This is a genomic window from Pseudomonas sp. FP2335 (assembly GCF_030687535.1).
Classification (GTDB): Bacteria; Pseudomonadota; Gammaproteobacteria; order Pseudomonadales; family Pseudomonadaceae; genus Aquipseudomonas.
The window spans coordinates 952766-968614 of record NZ_CP117437.1 but is presented as its reverse complement, the minus strand read 5'-3'; the positions used below and the strand labels follow the sequence as shown (position 1 = coordinate 968614).

The 15849-nt window shown below is 63.1% G+C and carries 11 protein-coding genes; 2 read left to right on the top strand and 9 right to left on the bottom strand.

Going from position 1 to position 15849, the window contains the following annotated elements; genetic code table 11:
• Positions 1-99 precede the first annotated feature (99 nt).
• From PSH81_RS04140 to ptsP, 4 genes are all read right to left on the bottom strand, one after another.
• Positions 100-1641, bottom strand: coding sequence for an alkaline phosphatase (locus tag PSH81_RS04140; RefSeq protein ID WP_305392062.1), 1542 nt, complete (start codon positions 1639-1641; stop codon positions 100-102).
• A 132-nt stretch (positions 1642-1773) separates the two neighbouring features.
• The gene (locus PSH81_RS04135) at positions 1774-3486 is read right to left on the bottom strand and encodes a PTS fructose-like transporter subunit IIB (protein ID WP_226456503.1); all 1713 of its coding nucleotides are present in this window, start codon (positions 3484-3486) and stop codon (positions 1774-1776) included.
• An 11-nt stretch (positions 3487-3497) separates the two neighbouring features.
• Positions 3498-4418 carry a 1-phosphofructokinase gene (gene pfkB, locus PSH81_RS04130; protein ID WP_305392061.1) on the bottom strand — a complete coding sequence of 307 codons (921 nt, stop codon included), beginning with the start codon at positions 4416-4418 and terminating at the stop codon, positions 3498-3500.
• Entirely contained in the window at positions 4419-7277 is a 2859-nt protein-coding gene (gene ptsP / locus PSH81_RS04125; protein ID WP_192297730.1) for a phosphoenolpyruvate--protein phosphotransferase, read from the bottom strand.
• Between the two features lie 293 nt (positions 7278-7570).
• Between ptsP and cra the strand changes: the two genes are divergently transcribed.
• Together cra and PSH81_RS04115 are read left to right on the top strand one after the other, a co-directional pair.
• Positions 7571-8566: a catabolite repressor/activator gene (gene cra, locus PSH81_RS04120; RefSeq protein WP_305392060.1), complete on the top strand. Its 996-nt coding sequence runs from the start codon at positions 7571-7573 to the stop codon at positions 8564-8566.
• A gap of 2 nt (positions 8567-8568) precedes the next feature.
• A complete protein-coding gene (locus PSH81_RS04115) occupies positions 8569-9345 on the top strand; it encodes a TatD family hydrolase (RefSeq protein WP_305392059.1) in 777 nt (258 codons plus the stop codon).
• Here PSH81_RS04115 and PSH81_RS04110 read toward each other — a convergent pair.
• The 5 genes from PSH81_RS04110 to PSH81_RS04090 form a co-directional block, all read right to left on the bottom strand.
• Positions 9292-9723 (bottom strand): hypothetical protein, encoded by a 432-nt coding sequence (locus PSH81_RS04110; protein ID WP_226456511.1) that lies wholly within the window; start codon positions 9721-9723, stop codon positions 9292-9294. The two genes, PSH81_RS04115 and PSH81_RS04110, sit on opposite strands and share 54 nt — an antisense overlap.
• A 127-nt stretch (positions 9724-9850) precedes the next feature.
• Entirely contained in the window at positions 9851-10555 is a 705-nt protein-coding gene (locus PSH81_RS27445) for a methyl-accepting chemotaxis protein (protein ID WP_370694906.1), read from the bottom strand.
• A gap of 1484 nt (positions 10556-12039) precedes the next feature.
• Positions 12040-12876 (bottom strand): regulatory signaling modulator protein AmpE, encoded by an 837-nt coding sequence (gene ampE / locus PSH81_RS04100; protein ID WP_192297735.1) that lies wholly within the window; start codon positions 12874-12876, stop codon positions 12040-12042.
• A complete protein-coding gene (gene ampD, locus PSH81_RS04095; protein WP_192297736.1) occupies positions 12873-13436 on the bottom strand; it encodes a 1,6-anhydro-N-acetylmuramyl-L-alanine amidase AmpD in 564 nt (187 codons plus the stop codon). The genes ampE and ampD overlap by 4 nt, the downstream gene beginning before the upstream one ends.
• Before the next feature lie 49 nt (positions 13437-13485).
• Complete coding sequence (locus PSH81_RS04090; RefSeq protein ID WP_226456515.1) at positions 13486-15648, bottom strand: DUF1631 domain-containing protein; 2163 nt, start codon at positions 15646-15648, stop codon at positions 13486-13488.
• Positions 15649-15849 lie beyond the last annotated feature (201 nt).

Here is a 15849-nt window from a genome sequence, read left to right as displayed (position 1 = left end):
GGGCTTGCTCGCGAAGGCGGTGTTTCTGTCGACACCTATTTCACCGATCCACCGCTTTCGCGAGCAAGCCCGCTCCCACAGGTTTAACCGCGTTTCAAATCAGGTGGGTTGGAGTTTTTGCTGGAACACTGACACGCCATCCAGATCCCGCAAGATCACCGTCAACTCCGCCGTCTGCCCATCAATCTGCACCTCGCCAAAAAACTGGAATCCCGCAAACGGCGAGGTGTTCTGCGCCGGTGGTGCTTTCTCGAACACCACTTCTGGCCCAAAGGTTTTATCCAACGGATTGGGCCCAAAGCTGCCAGCATTCAGCGGCCCCGCGACAAACTCCCAGAACGGTTCGAAATCCTGGAACGCCGCCCGGTCCGGGTGGTAGTGATGCGCCGCGCAGTAGTGCACATCGGCGGTCAGCCACACATGGTTGCGCACCTTCTGCGCCCTTAAAAAACCGAGTAACTCGGCGATCTCCAGCTCACGCCCTTGCGGTGCGCCGGGGTCATTGTTGGCGATCGCTTCCCAGCGCGGCACGCCCGGGCTGACCTCTCCATCCGGCACGCCCAGGCCAATCGGCATGTCGGCGGCGATGACTTTCCACTGCGCCGTGGACGCCTTGAGTTCGCGCTTGAGCCAGTCCAGCTGCTCACGGCCCATGAAGGCTTTTTCGCCGCCCAGGTTGTCATCGTTGGGCCCGCGATAGCTGCGCATGTCCAGCACAAATACATCCAGCAACGGCCCGTAGCCGAGCTTGCGATAAATCCGCCCGCCGCCGTCGGCGCTCTGCCGGCGCATCGGCGAATATTCCAGCCACGCCTGGCGGGCACGGCTCACCAAGGTGTTGATGTCCTTGGTCTGGTAGCGCTCATCGAGCTGCTTGCTCGGCGACCAGTTGTTCACCACCTCATGGTCGTCCCACTGCCAGATCTGCGGCACCTCGGCATTGAAGCGGCGCACGTTTTCATCCAGCAGGTTGTAGCGGTAATTGCCGCGATAGTCATCGAGGGTCTCGGCGACTTTGCTTTTGGCTTCGCTGGTGATGTTGCGCCACACGCGTCCGCCCTCCACCGCGAGCTGCGCGGGCACCGGGCCGTCGGCGTAGATGGTGTCGCCGCTGTGGATAAAGAAGTCCGGCAGGCGCAGGCGCATGGCTTCATAGATGCGCATGCCGCCGATGTCCGGGTTGATGCCGAAGCCTTGGCCAACGGTATCGCCGCTCCATACAAAACGGATGTCGCGCCGCTGTTGCGGCACGCTGCGCAGGTGGCCGAACCAGGGTTCGCTGGCGACACCGGTCTGGGCGTCTTCGAAGTGCACGCGATAGAAGATCGCCTGGTCGGCGGGCAGCCCGGTGAGTTCGACGCGGGCGGTAAAGTCGCTGCGATGGTCGGCCAGGGGCGAGATGGATTTGCGCGGGTTGCCGAACGTGCTGCGGGTGTCCCACTCCACCACCATCCGTGCCGGGCGGTCGCTGCGGCTCCAGATCATCGCCCGGTCGCCAAGCAGGTCGCCGGACTGCACGCCATCGGTGAGTTGCGGGCGGTCCTTGACCGAAGCGATCACCGCCGGCGCCAGGCCCGGCAGCAACAACCCGGCGCCGACGGCTTGCATCACGCGGCGACGGCCGAGATCGAAGTGGCTCATGCAGGTGCCCTCTTGAATATCAAAAGGGCAACTTAAACATGCAGGGATGAAGCGGATATGACACAGGCCTTGCGATCAATGAAGATCAAACGGTGGGAGCGAGCAAGCCCGCTCCCACCGTTTTAGACTGCGTCAGGCTTTAACAGGTGCGACCGACAACTCGACCACTTCCGGCCGCTTGATCACCGCATACACCAACCCAGTCAACACACTCCCCGCCACAATCGCCAGCAAATACAGCAACGCATGGTTCATCGCATTCGGGATGATCAACACAAACAACCCACCGTGGGGCGCCGCCAGTACGCAGCCGAAATACATCGACAACGCGCCGGTCAACGCGCCACCGGCCATGCTCGCCGGGATCACGCGCAGCGGGTCCTTGGCGGCAAACGGGATCGCGCCTTCGGAGATAAAGCACATGCCCAGGATCATCGCCGCCTTGCCTGCCTCGCGTTCGGTCTGGGCAAACTTGCGCCGCGCCAGGAACGTAGCGATGCCCATGCCAATCGGCGGCACCATGCCGGCAGCCATGGTCGCGGCCATCGGTGCGCCGCTGTGGGCGGCCAGCAGGCCGACGGAAAACGCATACGCCGCCTTGTTGATCGGCCCCCCCAAGTCGACACACATCATGCCGCCGAGCAGGATGCCCAGCAGCACCGCATTGGTAGTGCCCATGGTGCTGAGAAAATCGGTCAGGCCCACCAGCATGCGCGCCACGGGCGGGCCGACCAGGTAGATCATCGCCAGCCCGGTGAACAGGCTCGCCAGCAGCGGGATGATCAGGATCGGCTTGAGCGCCTCCAGGCTCTGGGGCAATTTCACCGCACGGGTGATCAGCTTGACGCAATACCCCGCAAGGAAACCGGCGAAAATCCCGCCGATAAAACCGGCGCCCAAGGTGCCTGCCAGCAGGCCGCCGATCATGCCGGGGGCGATGCCGGGACGGTCGGCAATCGAGTAGGCGATGTAGCCCGCGAGCAACGGCACCATCAGCATGAAGGCGCGGTCGCCGACGGTTTTCAGCGCGGCAGCCAGCGTGCCTTCCTGTTCAAACGCGTGGATACCGAACACAAACGACAACGCGATCAACAACCCGCCCGCCACCACCATCGGCAACATGAACGACACGCCGGTGAGCAGGTGCTTGTACACCCCGGTCTTTTCCGACTTGGCAACCGTCGCGCTGGCGTTGCTTTCCACCACGCCTTCGGCCAGGGCCTTGTTCAGAATCGACTCGGACTGCTTGAGGGCAATGCCGGTGCCGCAACGGTAGATCTTCTTGCCGGCGAAGCGCTCGGTGGCGACTTCGATGTCGGCGGCCAACAACACCACATCGGCATTGGCGATGGCCTCCGGGCTCAACGGCGTGCGGGCGCCCACCGAGCCTTGAGTCTCGACCTGCAGGTCATAACCCAGGCGCTTGGCGGTTTGCTGCAAGGCCTCGGCGGCCATGAACGTGTGGGCCACGCCGGTTGGGCACGCGGTGACCGCGACGATGCGTGGCGCATTCGGCGTGGCCTGTTCAGCGGCAACATACACCACCGCCTCTTCGGCACCCCGGCGCAACACCGCCTCGACATCCGCCAGCGCCTGGGCCGGCGTGCTCTGGAACACACGCTTGCCGACGAACCGCTGCATGTCCACCGGCGCGCTGCTGACCAGCAGCACCCACTCGGCATCGTCGATGATCGCCTGGGACAACTGGCGTTCCGGGCGCTGCACGTCGACCACTTCGACGCTGGTGCTCCAGCCCTGGCGTTGCGCGGCGGCGTCCAACAAGCGGGCGCACAGCACACTGGTGACCATGCCGTTGGGGCAGGCAGTAACAATGGCTAACTTCATGAAAAACCCTCTTATTGTTCTGTCAGCGCGCGTACATCGACGCCACTTTCGAGATGCGCCAGCTGCGCGTCATCGCTGATGCCAAAACCGATCTGTGTCACCGCCATCGCAGCAATCGCCGTGGCGCGGCGCAGGGTCTGCTCGGGTGTGTCGCCACTGAGCAAACCGTGGAGCATCCCGGCGAGCAGCGAGTCGCCCGCGCCCACGGTACTGGCGACAGTGACCTTGGGCGGCGTGGCATGCAGCGCGGTGCCAGGGCGGTACCAGTTCACACCGGCCGCACCATCGGACACCACCACGTGTTCCACGCCCAATCGATGCAATTGGCTGATGGCATCGCTGGCGTTGCCCAGCGCCTCGGCCAGTTCCTCGGTGTTGGGTTTGACCAACCACGGGCCCGCCTGCAAACCGGCGCGCAACGCTTCGCCGCTGGTGTCGAGGGCAACTTTCAAACCGAGGTTTTTCAGGGTTACCAGCAAACCGTGAAACCACTGTGGGCTGACACCGCGCGGCAGACTGCCAGCGACCACCACCGCATCGAATTCAGGGCCGATGATCTCGACCATCTTGAGCAGTTCCTTTTGCGCCCGCTCATCCACAAACGGCCCCGGTGCGTTGATGTCAGTGATCCGGCCGTCCTGTTCGGCGATCTTGATATTGCTGCGGGTTTCACCCGCCACGCGGATAAACGCATCACCAAAACCACGGCGGGCGATCAGGGCGTTGAATGCCTGGGGATTTGCCTCGCCGAGGAAACCGCCCACGCTTACCGAATGCCCCAGGTCGGCCAACACCTGCGCCACATTCACGCCCTTGCCAGCGGCGTGGGTCAGCACGTTGTCACTGCGATTGACTTCGCCCGGTTCCAGGCGCGCCAGGCGCACCGTCAGGTCCAACGCCGGGTTCAGCGTCAGGGTCAGAATCCTTGCCATTTACACGGCCTCCACAAGGGCACGCACTTCGGCGGGCGAACCCACCGCAAGCGCTTTTTGCGCCAGGCCCTGGGCCTCGCTCAGACTGAATTCACGCACCCGCGCCTTCACTTCGGCAATGCTGCGCGCCGATACGCTCAACTCATCCACCCCCAGGCCGATCAGCACCGGCACCGCCAACGGGTCCGCCGCCAGCTCGCCGCACACGCCGACCCATTTGCCATGGGCATGGGCCGCACGCACGGTGATGTCGATCAGTTGCAGCACCGCCGGGTGCAGGCCATCGGCCTGGGCCGACAGGGTCGGGTGGCCGCGATCGATGGCCAGGGTGTATTGGGTCAGGTCATTGGTGCCGACGCTGAAGAAGTCGACTTCCTTGGCCAGCACCGGCGCGAGCAAGGCGGCGGACGGCACTTCGATCATGATCCCCAGTTGCAGGTCGGCCACCGGGATTTCCAGGCGCAGGCGCTCGGTCATGTCGCGGGCGGCGCGCCATTCGTCGACGCTGCCGACCATGGGGAACATGATGCGCAGCGGACGGTTGTCGGCCGAACGCAACAGTGCCCTGAGTTGCGCTTCCATGATCTGCGGACGTTGCAAGGTCAGGCGAATGCCGCGCACGCCGAGGAAGGGGTTTTCTTCTTCGGCAATCGGCCAGTACGGCAACGGTTTGTCGCCGCCCACATCAAGGGTGCGTACCACCAGCGGACGCCCGCCGAGGCCGTCGAGTACACGGCGGTATTCGGCTTCCTGGGTGGCTTCGTCCGGTGCTTGCGGGTGAGCCATGAAGATCAATTCGGTGCGCAGCAGGCCAATGCCTTCGGCGCCCTGCTCCACCGCGCTGGCCACACCGGCGCTTTCGCCGATGTTGGCGAACACTTCCACGGCGTGGCCGTCGCGGGTCAGTGCCGGTTCATGGCGCTGGGCGGCGGCGGCTTGCAGGCGTTGTTCGCGGGTGTCGCGCTCGACGGTGGCACGTTGCAGGGTGGCGGCGTCGGCGTCCACATGCAGGCGACCACGCTGGCCATCCAACAGCAGCGGCGTGCCGGCGGCCAGCAGCAACACGCCGGCACCGGCGCCGACCAGCGCCGGAATCCCCAGGGCGCGGGCGACGATGGCGCTGTGGGCGGTCGCGCCGCCACGGGCAGTGAGGATGCCGGCGACGCGCGCCGGATCAAGCCGCGCCACATCGGAGGGGCCGACTTCGTCCATCACCAGAATGTAGGGCTCGTTCGGCTCCCTGGCGGTTTCGACGCCGCACAGTTGCGCCAGCACACGGCGGCCGATGTCACGCAGGTCGGCGGCGCGCTCGGCGAGCAAGGCGTCCTGCAGCGACTCCTGCTGTTTGGCGGCGGCTTCGATCACGCTCATCCACGCCGCTTCGGCGCTTTCGCCCTGCTTGAGGCGGGTGTCGACTTCATCGGTGAGTTCCGGGTCGTCGAGCATTTCCTGGTGGGTGATGAAAATCTCGCGGATGGCCTTGGATTGGCTGCGCTCGATCAAGCCTTGAATGTCGCGACGCACATCGGCCAGGGCATCTTGCAGGCGCTGGCGCTCGATGGCCGAAGATTCGCCGCGCAGCGGGTAGTCGAACACCTGCTGAACCTGGATATGCGCCGGGCCGATGGCAATGCCCGGCGCGGCGGCGATGGCCTGGATCTGACTGCCGCTGGACGGTGCACTGAGCACCGGTTCGACCTCGACAGCAGCCAGTGGCGCGCGCACGGTCGGCAGCGGCTCAACCTCTTCGCCGAGGCCCGCTTCGACCGCCGCCAGCAACGCCGGCAGCGCATCGCCGGCAATCGTCGGCTCGGCAACAAATTCCAGCACCTGGCCGCGACGAGCACCGAGGCTCAGCAGTTTGCTCAGGCTTTTGACCGACACCGCGCCGACGGGGCCATCAACGATGCGCACGCGGATGTCGCCTTCAAAACTTTTCGCCAGTTGCGCGAGGATCTTTGCCGGGCGGGCATGCAGGCCATGGGCGTTGGCCAGGGTGATGCGGGCGTTGGGCCAGTCTGGCGGCAGTTCACCGCCGAGGACTTCGAGGACGGCGCGGCTGCTGGTGGCGCGGCCCAGCTCCTGGCCGCGACCTTCGATCAGCAAGGCGCACAGGCGCTCGAGCAAGGCTTGGTGGGCTTCGCCGAGGCTGGCCAGGCAGAACAGGCCGTTGAGCGGCTGGCCGAGGTAGCGCATCGGTTTGTCCGGGGTGACAAACGCCAGGCCCGGACGCTTGACCGTCTGCTCGCTGTGCAGCCACCACAGGCCGTCGCCCAGGGGCAGCGCATCAACCTGCTGCAGCACCGCGGCGAAACCGTTGCTCACACAATCGGCCTGGCGCAACAGGCGTGCGCCGCGCCACACCAGCTCTTCAAAATCGTCGGCGGACACGCCCAGGCTGATCATCTGGGCGTCCAGCGCCAGTTCCTGGGGCGCGCCTTGCAGCAGTTTGAGCAAGGCTTGCGCCGTACCGGCACGGCGCAGTGCCTGGCCGAGGTCGGTCTCACCGAGGGCCCGGGTCAGCAGTTGCAACAGGCGCAGGTGTTCATCGGATTTGGCCGCGATGCCAATCGCCAGGTAGACGATCTGGCCGTCGCCCCAATCCACCCCTTCGGGGAACTGCAGCAGGCGCACGCCGGTGGCGAACACCTGGTCGCGGGTTTCGGGGGTGCCGTGGGGGATCGCAATACCTTGGCCGAGAAAGGTCGAGCCCTGGGCTTCACGGGCTTGCAAGCCACTGAGATAACCCTCGGCGACCAGGCCGTCGGCCACCAGTTTTTCAGCGAGCAGGTGCAAGGCTGCAGATTTATCCACAGCCACCTGGCCCATGGAAATCTGCTCGTGGGTGAGCTCAAGCATGCCGTTCTCCTAGTTAGTGCGATGGGCGCACTAGGTATTGTTTTGAATAAACAGGGTAATAGCGCTTCAAAATAGCTGACTGAGTAGTCAATTGGCAGTAGCCACTCAGTAGCGAAGATCGTAAAAATACGCTTGCTGAAACGTTTAATCTAGAATTTATGGCAGATTACGCGTTAATTGAGCATCCTTGAAGAACCACTCGGCACTTGAGCTTGGACATTGGTCGTGTGCAGTAATCGGTTACGATTGGACAAAATGTCGGGGCACGCTCCAAAAAACAAGGAAATCCCGGTTTGAAACTCAGTGATATTGCACGTCTGGCCGGTGTGTCCGTGACCACCGCCAGCTACGTCATCAATGGCAAAGCCGAACAACAACGGATCAGCAACGCCACCGTCGAGCGTGTGCGGGCCGTGGTTGACGCCCATGGCTTTACGCCCAACCCCCAGGCTGCCGGGTTGCGCAGTCGGCATACGCGCACCTTGGGTTTTATCCTGCCCGACCTGGAAAACCCCAGTTACGCACGCATCGCCAAGCTGCTGGAGCAAGGCGCACGGGCGCGTGGCTATCAACTGTTGATCGCCAGCTCCGACGATGATGCCGACAGCGAACGCCAGTTGCTGCAACTGTTTCGCGCCCGCCGTTGCGATGCGCTGTTTGTCGCCAGTTGCCTGCCAGCTGGCGACGACAGCTACCGCGAACTGCAAGCCAAGGGCCTACCCGTGATCGCCATCGACCGGGTGATGGACACTGCGGATTTCTGCTCGGTGGTCAGCGACGACCGCCGGGCCTGCCAGCACCTGACCGGCAGCCTGCTGCAACCGCTGCCCAAGCAGATCGCACTGATCGGTGCGCGGCCCGAACTGAGCATCAGCCAGGAGCGGGCCGCCGGCTTCCGTGAAGCGCTGCAGGGTTTCAGCGGCGAGGTGATCGTCGAACACGGCGAGTCGTTCAGTCGTGACTGTGGCCGACAGCTGATGGAGCAATTACTGCAACGCCTGGGGCATTTGCCTGACGCGCTGGTAACAACCTCCTACGTGCTGCTGCAAGGTGTGTTTGACGCGCTGCATGACTTCCCGTTGAAGTCGCGCCCGCTGCGCCTGGGCACCTTTGGCGATACGCAACTGCTGGACTTCCTGCCGCTGCCGGTCAACGCCATGGCCCAGCAACACCCATTGATTGCCGATACCGCGCTGAAACTGGCCCTGGCGGCGATTGAAGAGCAGCAGTACCAACCGGGCGTGCACGCCATCGGCCGTACGTTCAAGCAGCGTATCCGCGAGGCTTGAGCGTGGAGCTGATCGACACCCACACCCACCTGGACTTCGCGGAGTTCGACAAAGATCGCCGCGCCGTCCTCGCCCACAGCCGTGCACTTGGCGTGCGGCGCATGGTGCTGCTGGGGGTGTATCAGCAGAATTGGCAGCGGTTGTGGGATCTGGTGCTGGAGGATGAAGGCCTGTTCGCAGCCTTTGGCCTGCATCCGGTGTATCTCGATGACCACCGCCCCGCCGACCTGACCGAACTGGGCGATTGGCTCACGCGCCTGCACGGCCATCGGCAACTGTGTGCGGTGGGCGAGATCGGCCTGGATTACTTCCTCGAACAACTGGATCGCGAGCGCCAGCAAAGCCTGTTTGAAGCCCAGCTCAAGCTGGCGGTGGACTTCCAGCTGCCGGCGCTTTTGCACGTACGCCGCAGCCATGCCGCGGTGATCGCCACCCTCAAGCGCATCCGCCTGCCACGGGGCGGCATCATCCATGCCTTCGCCGGCAGCCGGGAGGAAGCCCGCGAGTACATCAAGCTGGGCTTCAAACTGGGCCTGGGCGGCGCGGCCACCTGGCCCCAGGCGCTGCGCATGCATAAGGTGCTGGCACAGTTGCCGCTGGACAGCGTGGTGCTGGAGACCGATGCCCCGGACATGGCGCCCGTGATGTATCCGGGCCAGCGCAACAGCCCGGAGCATCTACCCCAGATTTGCCACGCCCTGGCCGAGCGGATGGGCATCAGCCCCTTATTGCTGGCTGAGGCGAGCACACGCAATGCGTGCGAGTTGTTCCATTGGTAGCACCGGGCTGACCGCTTCCAGACTAAGGGTCAACCGCTGCCGGTAGCGCGCATAACGCAATGCCAGGCAATGCACCAACACCACCACCAGCGAAACATTGAGCTGCCCGATCACGCTGACCAACCCGACCCACTCCGCCACCAGTGCCACGATCAGCACCATGCAGGTCAGCACCATCATGCTCGGGTGGACCAGCGCCCAATGGTCCAGCGTCCTGAGCTTGCGCAACTGCCGTGGGCAGCTCAGGTGCAAGACCCGCTGGCAATACGGACAGTCGAAGGGTTCCTTGATGGCGATGGCATTCAACTGCCAAGGCTTGAGTTCAAACGTGATGTCACAATGGGCGCAGTGCCCTTTGATGCCGACTGCAGTGGTCATCGCCGTGCGTCCCCAAAACCTGAATGTGAGAGAGGTGAAGTTTCGCCCACTCACACACCACGGAAAGAGCCTCAGGCAAATTAGGACATACACCACACACCCAAAAGAAAAACCCTACACCAAGACCTTACACACGAAACGCCCCGATCAGCTGCTTCAGCTCGATCACCTGCATCGACAGTTGCCGGCTCGCGGTTTCGGTCTGATAGGCGCCCTGGGCCGCGTGTTCACCGGCGCGATTGATTTCGACGATGTTCTGGTCGATGTCATGGGCGACGGCGGTCTGTTGCTCCACGGCGGCGGCAATCTGCTGGTTCTGATCAACGATCATTCCTACGGCGCCTAGGATATTTTCCAGCGCCTGCTGGACTTTTTCCGACTGCTCCACGGTGCCATTCGCCATTTCATGGCTGCTGCCCATGGCTTTCACCGCAGCGGCGACACCGCTGTGCAAGCGGCTGATCATCTGCTCGATTTCTTCGGTGGAATGCTGGGTGCGCCGCGCCAGGGTACGTACCTCATCGGCCACCACCGCAAAACCGCGCCCCTGTTCACCGGCCCGCGCCGCCTCGATGGCGGCATTGAGCGCCAGCAGGTTGGTTTGTTCGGCGATGCTTTTGATCACTTCCAGCACGCTGCTGATGGATTGGCTGTCGGTGGCCAGTTGGTTGATCACCCGCACCGACTGGTCGATCTCCGAGGCCAGGCGCGCGATGCTGCCCTGCTGGGACTGCACCAGGCCACGGCCGCTGACGGTTTCATCATTGACACTATGGGCACTGCTGACCGCCGCCGCCGCACTGCGCGCCACTTCTTGGGCGGTGGACGACATCTGGTTCATCGCCGTAGCCACCTGTTCGATCTGGCTGCGCTGGCCGGATACCGCCTGGTTGCTCTGGGCCGATACCGTTTCCACTTGCCCGGCCTGGTGCTCCACCTGGCTGACGGTGTGCCCGACGCGCTCGATCAGGTCATGGATTTTTGCCACGGTGCCGTTGAACACCTGGCCGAGGTCACCGAGTTCGTCGCGGCTGTGGGCAACGAAGGTGACGGTCATGTCACCAGCGGCCACCTTGTCCATCATCGCGCCGAGGCGTCGCAGGGTGGTGCGGGTGGAGGCGTAGAAGCCCGCATATAAATAGAAGATCAGCAAAAACACCGCCGTCAGCGCCGCGACCAGCACCACCATATGCGTGCGGTTTTGCGCCAGGCGTTGCTCCAATTGGTGCCCGAGGAACGTCAGGGTCGCCTCATCCAGCTGGTAGGTCAGGGCCATCAACTGGCTGACGCTGTCATAGAAGCCCTGCCACGGCGCGTCGAGGGTTTCGGCCATCACCACCTGTTCTTCAAACAACTCGCTGGCGTGCTTGAGGCTGGCGTTGCTGGCCGTGGCCAGGCTGTCGAGCGCGGCGTGGGCGGCCTTGCTGGAGCCCAGGGCATCTTGCAGCTTCAAGGCGTATTCGCCGTGGAGTTTTTCCAACTGCTGTAGCAGTTCGTCGAAGCGCGTGCTCGAGGATGAATTGAGAAAGCCCTGGCCGAGGGAGTAGGCCCCCATCGCCCGACCTTCACCCAGGGTCTGGGTGACCTGTGGGGTGACACTGGTGATCAGCTCGCTGAGTTGGCGCAGATCGCCCTGGGGGTCGCGGCTCAAGCCGGATTGGCTGGCGATGATCTGGCTGAGCATCTGCGCTTTGTTGAGCAGCTTGCCGATCAGCGCGCTTTTGCTCAGCAGCGAGGTTTCCTGTTGCTGGGCCTTGAAGGCCGCGATCAGCTCGTCGCGCTTGCCGTCAAACACGACGATTTGTTCGGGATCGGTGGTCATTGCGTTGAGACTTTGCAGGCGGCTCAGCACACTCTGCTCCAACGCGCTGATCTTGCCCTCCAGGTCACCGGCCTTGCCGGATTGGCCAAGGGTCGCGTTGATTTGCACCTGATTGTTCAGGGTTTCCAGGTCGCGGCGCAGGGCCAGGCTGCTGCCGAGCAGATCCAGGCTTTGCAGTTCGACGCGGGTGCCCTGGAATTCGCGCCAGGAATCGCGCACCAGATAATAGTTGGTGGCCAACATAGGCAGCAGGAACAGCACGCTGATCAGGCTGAACTTCATGCCGAAGCTCAAGCGATTCATCAGCGCAACGGCGGGATAGAGCAAGCTCTTCACGGGTGAACTCCCTTTCTTTTATTTTTATTGAGGTCAGGGCGACGGCAGAACGCCAGCATCTGTATAGCTCAATTTGAAAGGGAGTTTTGTAACGTAAGGTTAACGAGAGTTTCGCGCGGCAAAAACAAATGTGGGAGCAAGCCGGCTCCCACACGGGTTTATGGCAATACGGTCCAGATCGCGAAGCCGGCATACCACAGCACCGCTGCGCGCAGCAGCAGTTCCCACAAGCGGTCCAGGCTGTTGATGCCGTCGGCCCCCACCACCGGCGGTGGGATTTCCGCGGCCACCAGGCCGACTTTTTCCACCAGTTGCGCGGCGCTGATGTCCCAGCTCAGTAGTTCGTGGAGCATCACGCGGCTGACGGCAACGAAGTTGCCCACCAGGGCAAAGCTGGCCGCGAGCAAGCGCACCGGCAACCAGTCAAAAGCATGACGCAGTTGCCCGGCGCGCTCGGCCACCAGCGGGTTCTTGCTGTGTTCGTTGGCCAATGCCAGCAGGCGGTAGGCCAACGCGGCGACCGGGCCCAGCAGGAAATACCAGAAAATTACCGCAAAAAAGCTCTGATAGGCCTGCCACAGCAGGTGGCCCTGCACGCGTTCAAGCAGTTGCTCGCCACTGTCTGCGCCCAGTTGCAGGTCACGTTCGGCCACGTGTTCGGCGGCTTGCAGATCACCGCGCCGCCAGGCATCACGAAACGGCCCGAGCCCGGCCAACAGATCGCCTCGCCCCAGGCTGTAAATCACCACCAGCAAGTGCACCGGCAGCGCCAACAGGCCGTAGGCCACTGGTTCCAGCACCAGCAGCAACAATGCCAGCAAGGCCACCGGCAACAGCACCAACGCGGCCAGGATCAGCCACGGCCGCTTGCCCATGCGCGGGCTCGATTCCAGCCTGGCCAGCTCGCGCAGCCAGCCGCCATCACGCTGCAATCGTTGGCGCAGGGCCGAGAACTTCTCGATCCACACCGCCAGCACCAATACCAGGAAACTCATTGTGCGTGTCCTCCATCCTGCAAGGCGCTGCGAAAGCGCGTCCAATCAAAAGCCGGGCCGGGATCGGTCTTGCGCCCCGGCGCTATATCGCTATGACCACAAATACGTTGGCGGGTGATGCCTGGATACGCTGCCAGCAATTGACGGGTCAGGTCGATCAGCGACGCATATTGGGCGTCGGTGTACGGCAAGTCATCCGTGCCCTCCAACTCGATGCCAAGGGAAAAGTCATTGCACGTCTCACGCCCTTCGAACGACGAGACACCGGCATGCCAGGCCCGGTCGACGCACGCGACAAACTGCGTCACCGCCCCGTCGCGCTCAATCAGAAAATGCGCAGATACCCGTAGGTCGGCAATCCCTTCAAAGTAGGGATGTTCCGTGACATCCAGGCGATTCTGGAAAAACTCCTGCACCTTGCCGGTGGCAAACTGCGCGGGGGGCAGGCTGATGTTATGCACCACCAACAGCGAGATTTCGCCGGCAGGGCGCTCGTTGAAGTTGGGCGAAGGGCAATGACGGATGCCCTTGCACCAACCGCTGAGGGGGTCCAACTGCATACAGGGTCCTTGAGCGTGACAAAGTGTGACCAGTATGCCGCGTTCAAGCCTATGGTTGCGATGCCTTGGCGCGATTGAGTTGACGCAGGTGGCCCAGCACCGAGGCCAGCGCCCGGTCGAACAGCAACCCGTCGTCAAGCCTGCGCAAGTTGCCACGCTTGAATCCAAGCGCCAATTGCCCCACACGCTGCTCCAGCACCTTGAGCCCGGTGCGGTTGATGAACACGTAGCGATTGGCCGGCGCGACGATCGTCGTCAGCTTGCAACGCTGCACGGTGTCCGCGCCGTCCTGGAACTCGATCCAGTCACCAATGCGCGTCTGGTAGGCGTTGATCAGGTCGGGATCGTCACTCGGCAAATCCTCGGCGGCGTCGGGCAACTCGGCACTAAATACAAAGGGCTCGCGCACAACGCTCAAGGTTTCGACGCCGTCCAGTGGCTGCACGTGCAACGCTTGGAGGCGGATGAAGAATTCACGGGTGCTGAACGGGTCGAACGCCGCGCTGGTCAGACCGTCGCGCAGAGCCTTGAGCAATCCCGGCAGCCGCGCCAGCAGATGCCGCCCGGCCTCGGTGTCGTCCTGCAGGCCCACGCTCCAGATCAAATCGTCCATGGTGCGCAACGCTGCCAGCCACTGCACCGACTGCTCGCCATGCTTGAGGCTGGCCAGCAACAGCACCTGGCTCCAGGCCTGTTGCAGGAATTGCACCACGGCTTGCGGCAAGGTCTTGCCCAGCAGCCGACGATTAAGCACATCGGCCACCCGCTGGCGGGCGGCGTCGGTGCGTACGCGCGTGTCTTCGGCATCGCGGGTGTGTTGCTCGACCAGCTCGCTGCGACGTTGCTCATCGGCGGTAAAAGCCGTGAACTCTACGAGCAGTTGGGAAAAAATCGCCGGGTCTTCCACAAAATCATTCAGCAGACGCTGCACTACCTGCTCGATACGCAGGTAGAGGTAGTCACGCGAATAATCTTCGCGAGGGCTCCAGCCCAGGGCAACAGCGGCGATTTCATTGAGCAGCCGCCGCGCCGGATGGCTGGCGCGGCTGAAAAAGCTTTTATCCAGCACCGCGACTTTCAGCAGCGGGATCTGCAATCGCGCGATCAACGCCTTGAAGGGGTCCGGCAGATTGCAGTCCTTGCGAATGAACTCGAACAACATGGCGATCAGGTTGATCACGTCTTCGTCCGCAACTTCCACCACCCGGGACTTGCCACTCTTGACGCTGACCCGGGTCAGCAGTTGCCCAAGCTGGTTGCGCAGGTCGACATCATCTTCGGTTTCTGACGCAGGCACGTACTGCTGCAAATGGGACAGCAGCCGCAACAGGTCGCGGGTGGCGATCGGTTGTGGTTCGGCGCTGGCTTCCAGGGTGGGCGCCACGCCGCCACGCACGGCCTTGAGCAATGCCTGCAGGGCGGCAAACGCTTGCTGGCCGTTCTCATCGAGCGGCGGATCAGCGTTCGGCACGCTGTCTTCACGCAAGCCCTCACGGGCCGTTCGCCCGCCGGGACGCCGCGACGGTGCGGCCTTGAGTTCAGGCAATACGCCGGTGGCAACCAGCAATCGGTTGGCTTCGCCGTACAGTTGGTCGGCGTCGCTGAGCACGTATTTTTCAAACAGCTTGAGCATGATCAGCTTGACGCGGATCTCCACGCCAAGGCTGCGCCCCGCACGCAGGAAGAACTCACATAACAGCGCAGGCCCCAGCGGGTTTTCGCGCTCATCCAGGCACTTGTCCAGCAAGGCGCTCAAGCGCGCCGTCAGTTGGCCCAGGGCCAGGCCGTCGCGGTGTCGCACCCGCCCCAACATGGCCTCCAGTGCCACGGCTTTTTCCAACTCATCGCTGGACGTCCCCGGCACTGCGTCGTAGGACACCACCGGCACCAACTGCCGCTCCCCCTGCCCGGCCAGGCCCAGGTTGGCGAAGGCCGCGAACAGCTGCTCCATGAACACACGCTCGAAATTCTTGCGCTTGAGGCGCAAGTCGCGCATGGCTTCAAAAAAAATGTGGTGATCGAGGTTGTTGCGCGCCTTGTCGGCCATCTCGAACAGGGTGTCGTCGGCGTTATCGAACAACTCCTGCAAGCCCTGCTGCAACTGCTGCGCCGCCTTGTCGCGAACCTGCAGCAACACCACCGGCAAGCGCGCGAGCGGCGATGGCGTGGTGTGTGCCTTGCTAATGGGCACCACCTTTCCGTCATAGTGCATCCTGGCCTCCTGATACGGCGGTGTCTGTTGGGGAATGATGGGGCGGGCGCTGCGCGATTCCAGTCATCACCAAGACGTCAAAGCTATGACGCCAATTGCAAGGCGCGAGATTATCTTGCAAAGAGGGGCAGTTGCGCCAGCGAACTCTGTCATTTGGCAGCAATTGAGCGGTGGGTTCTGGGTTCGGGCGCACACTGCCCC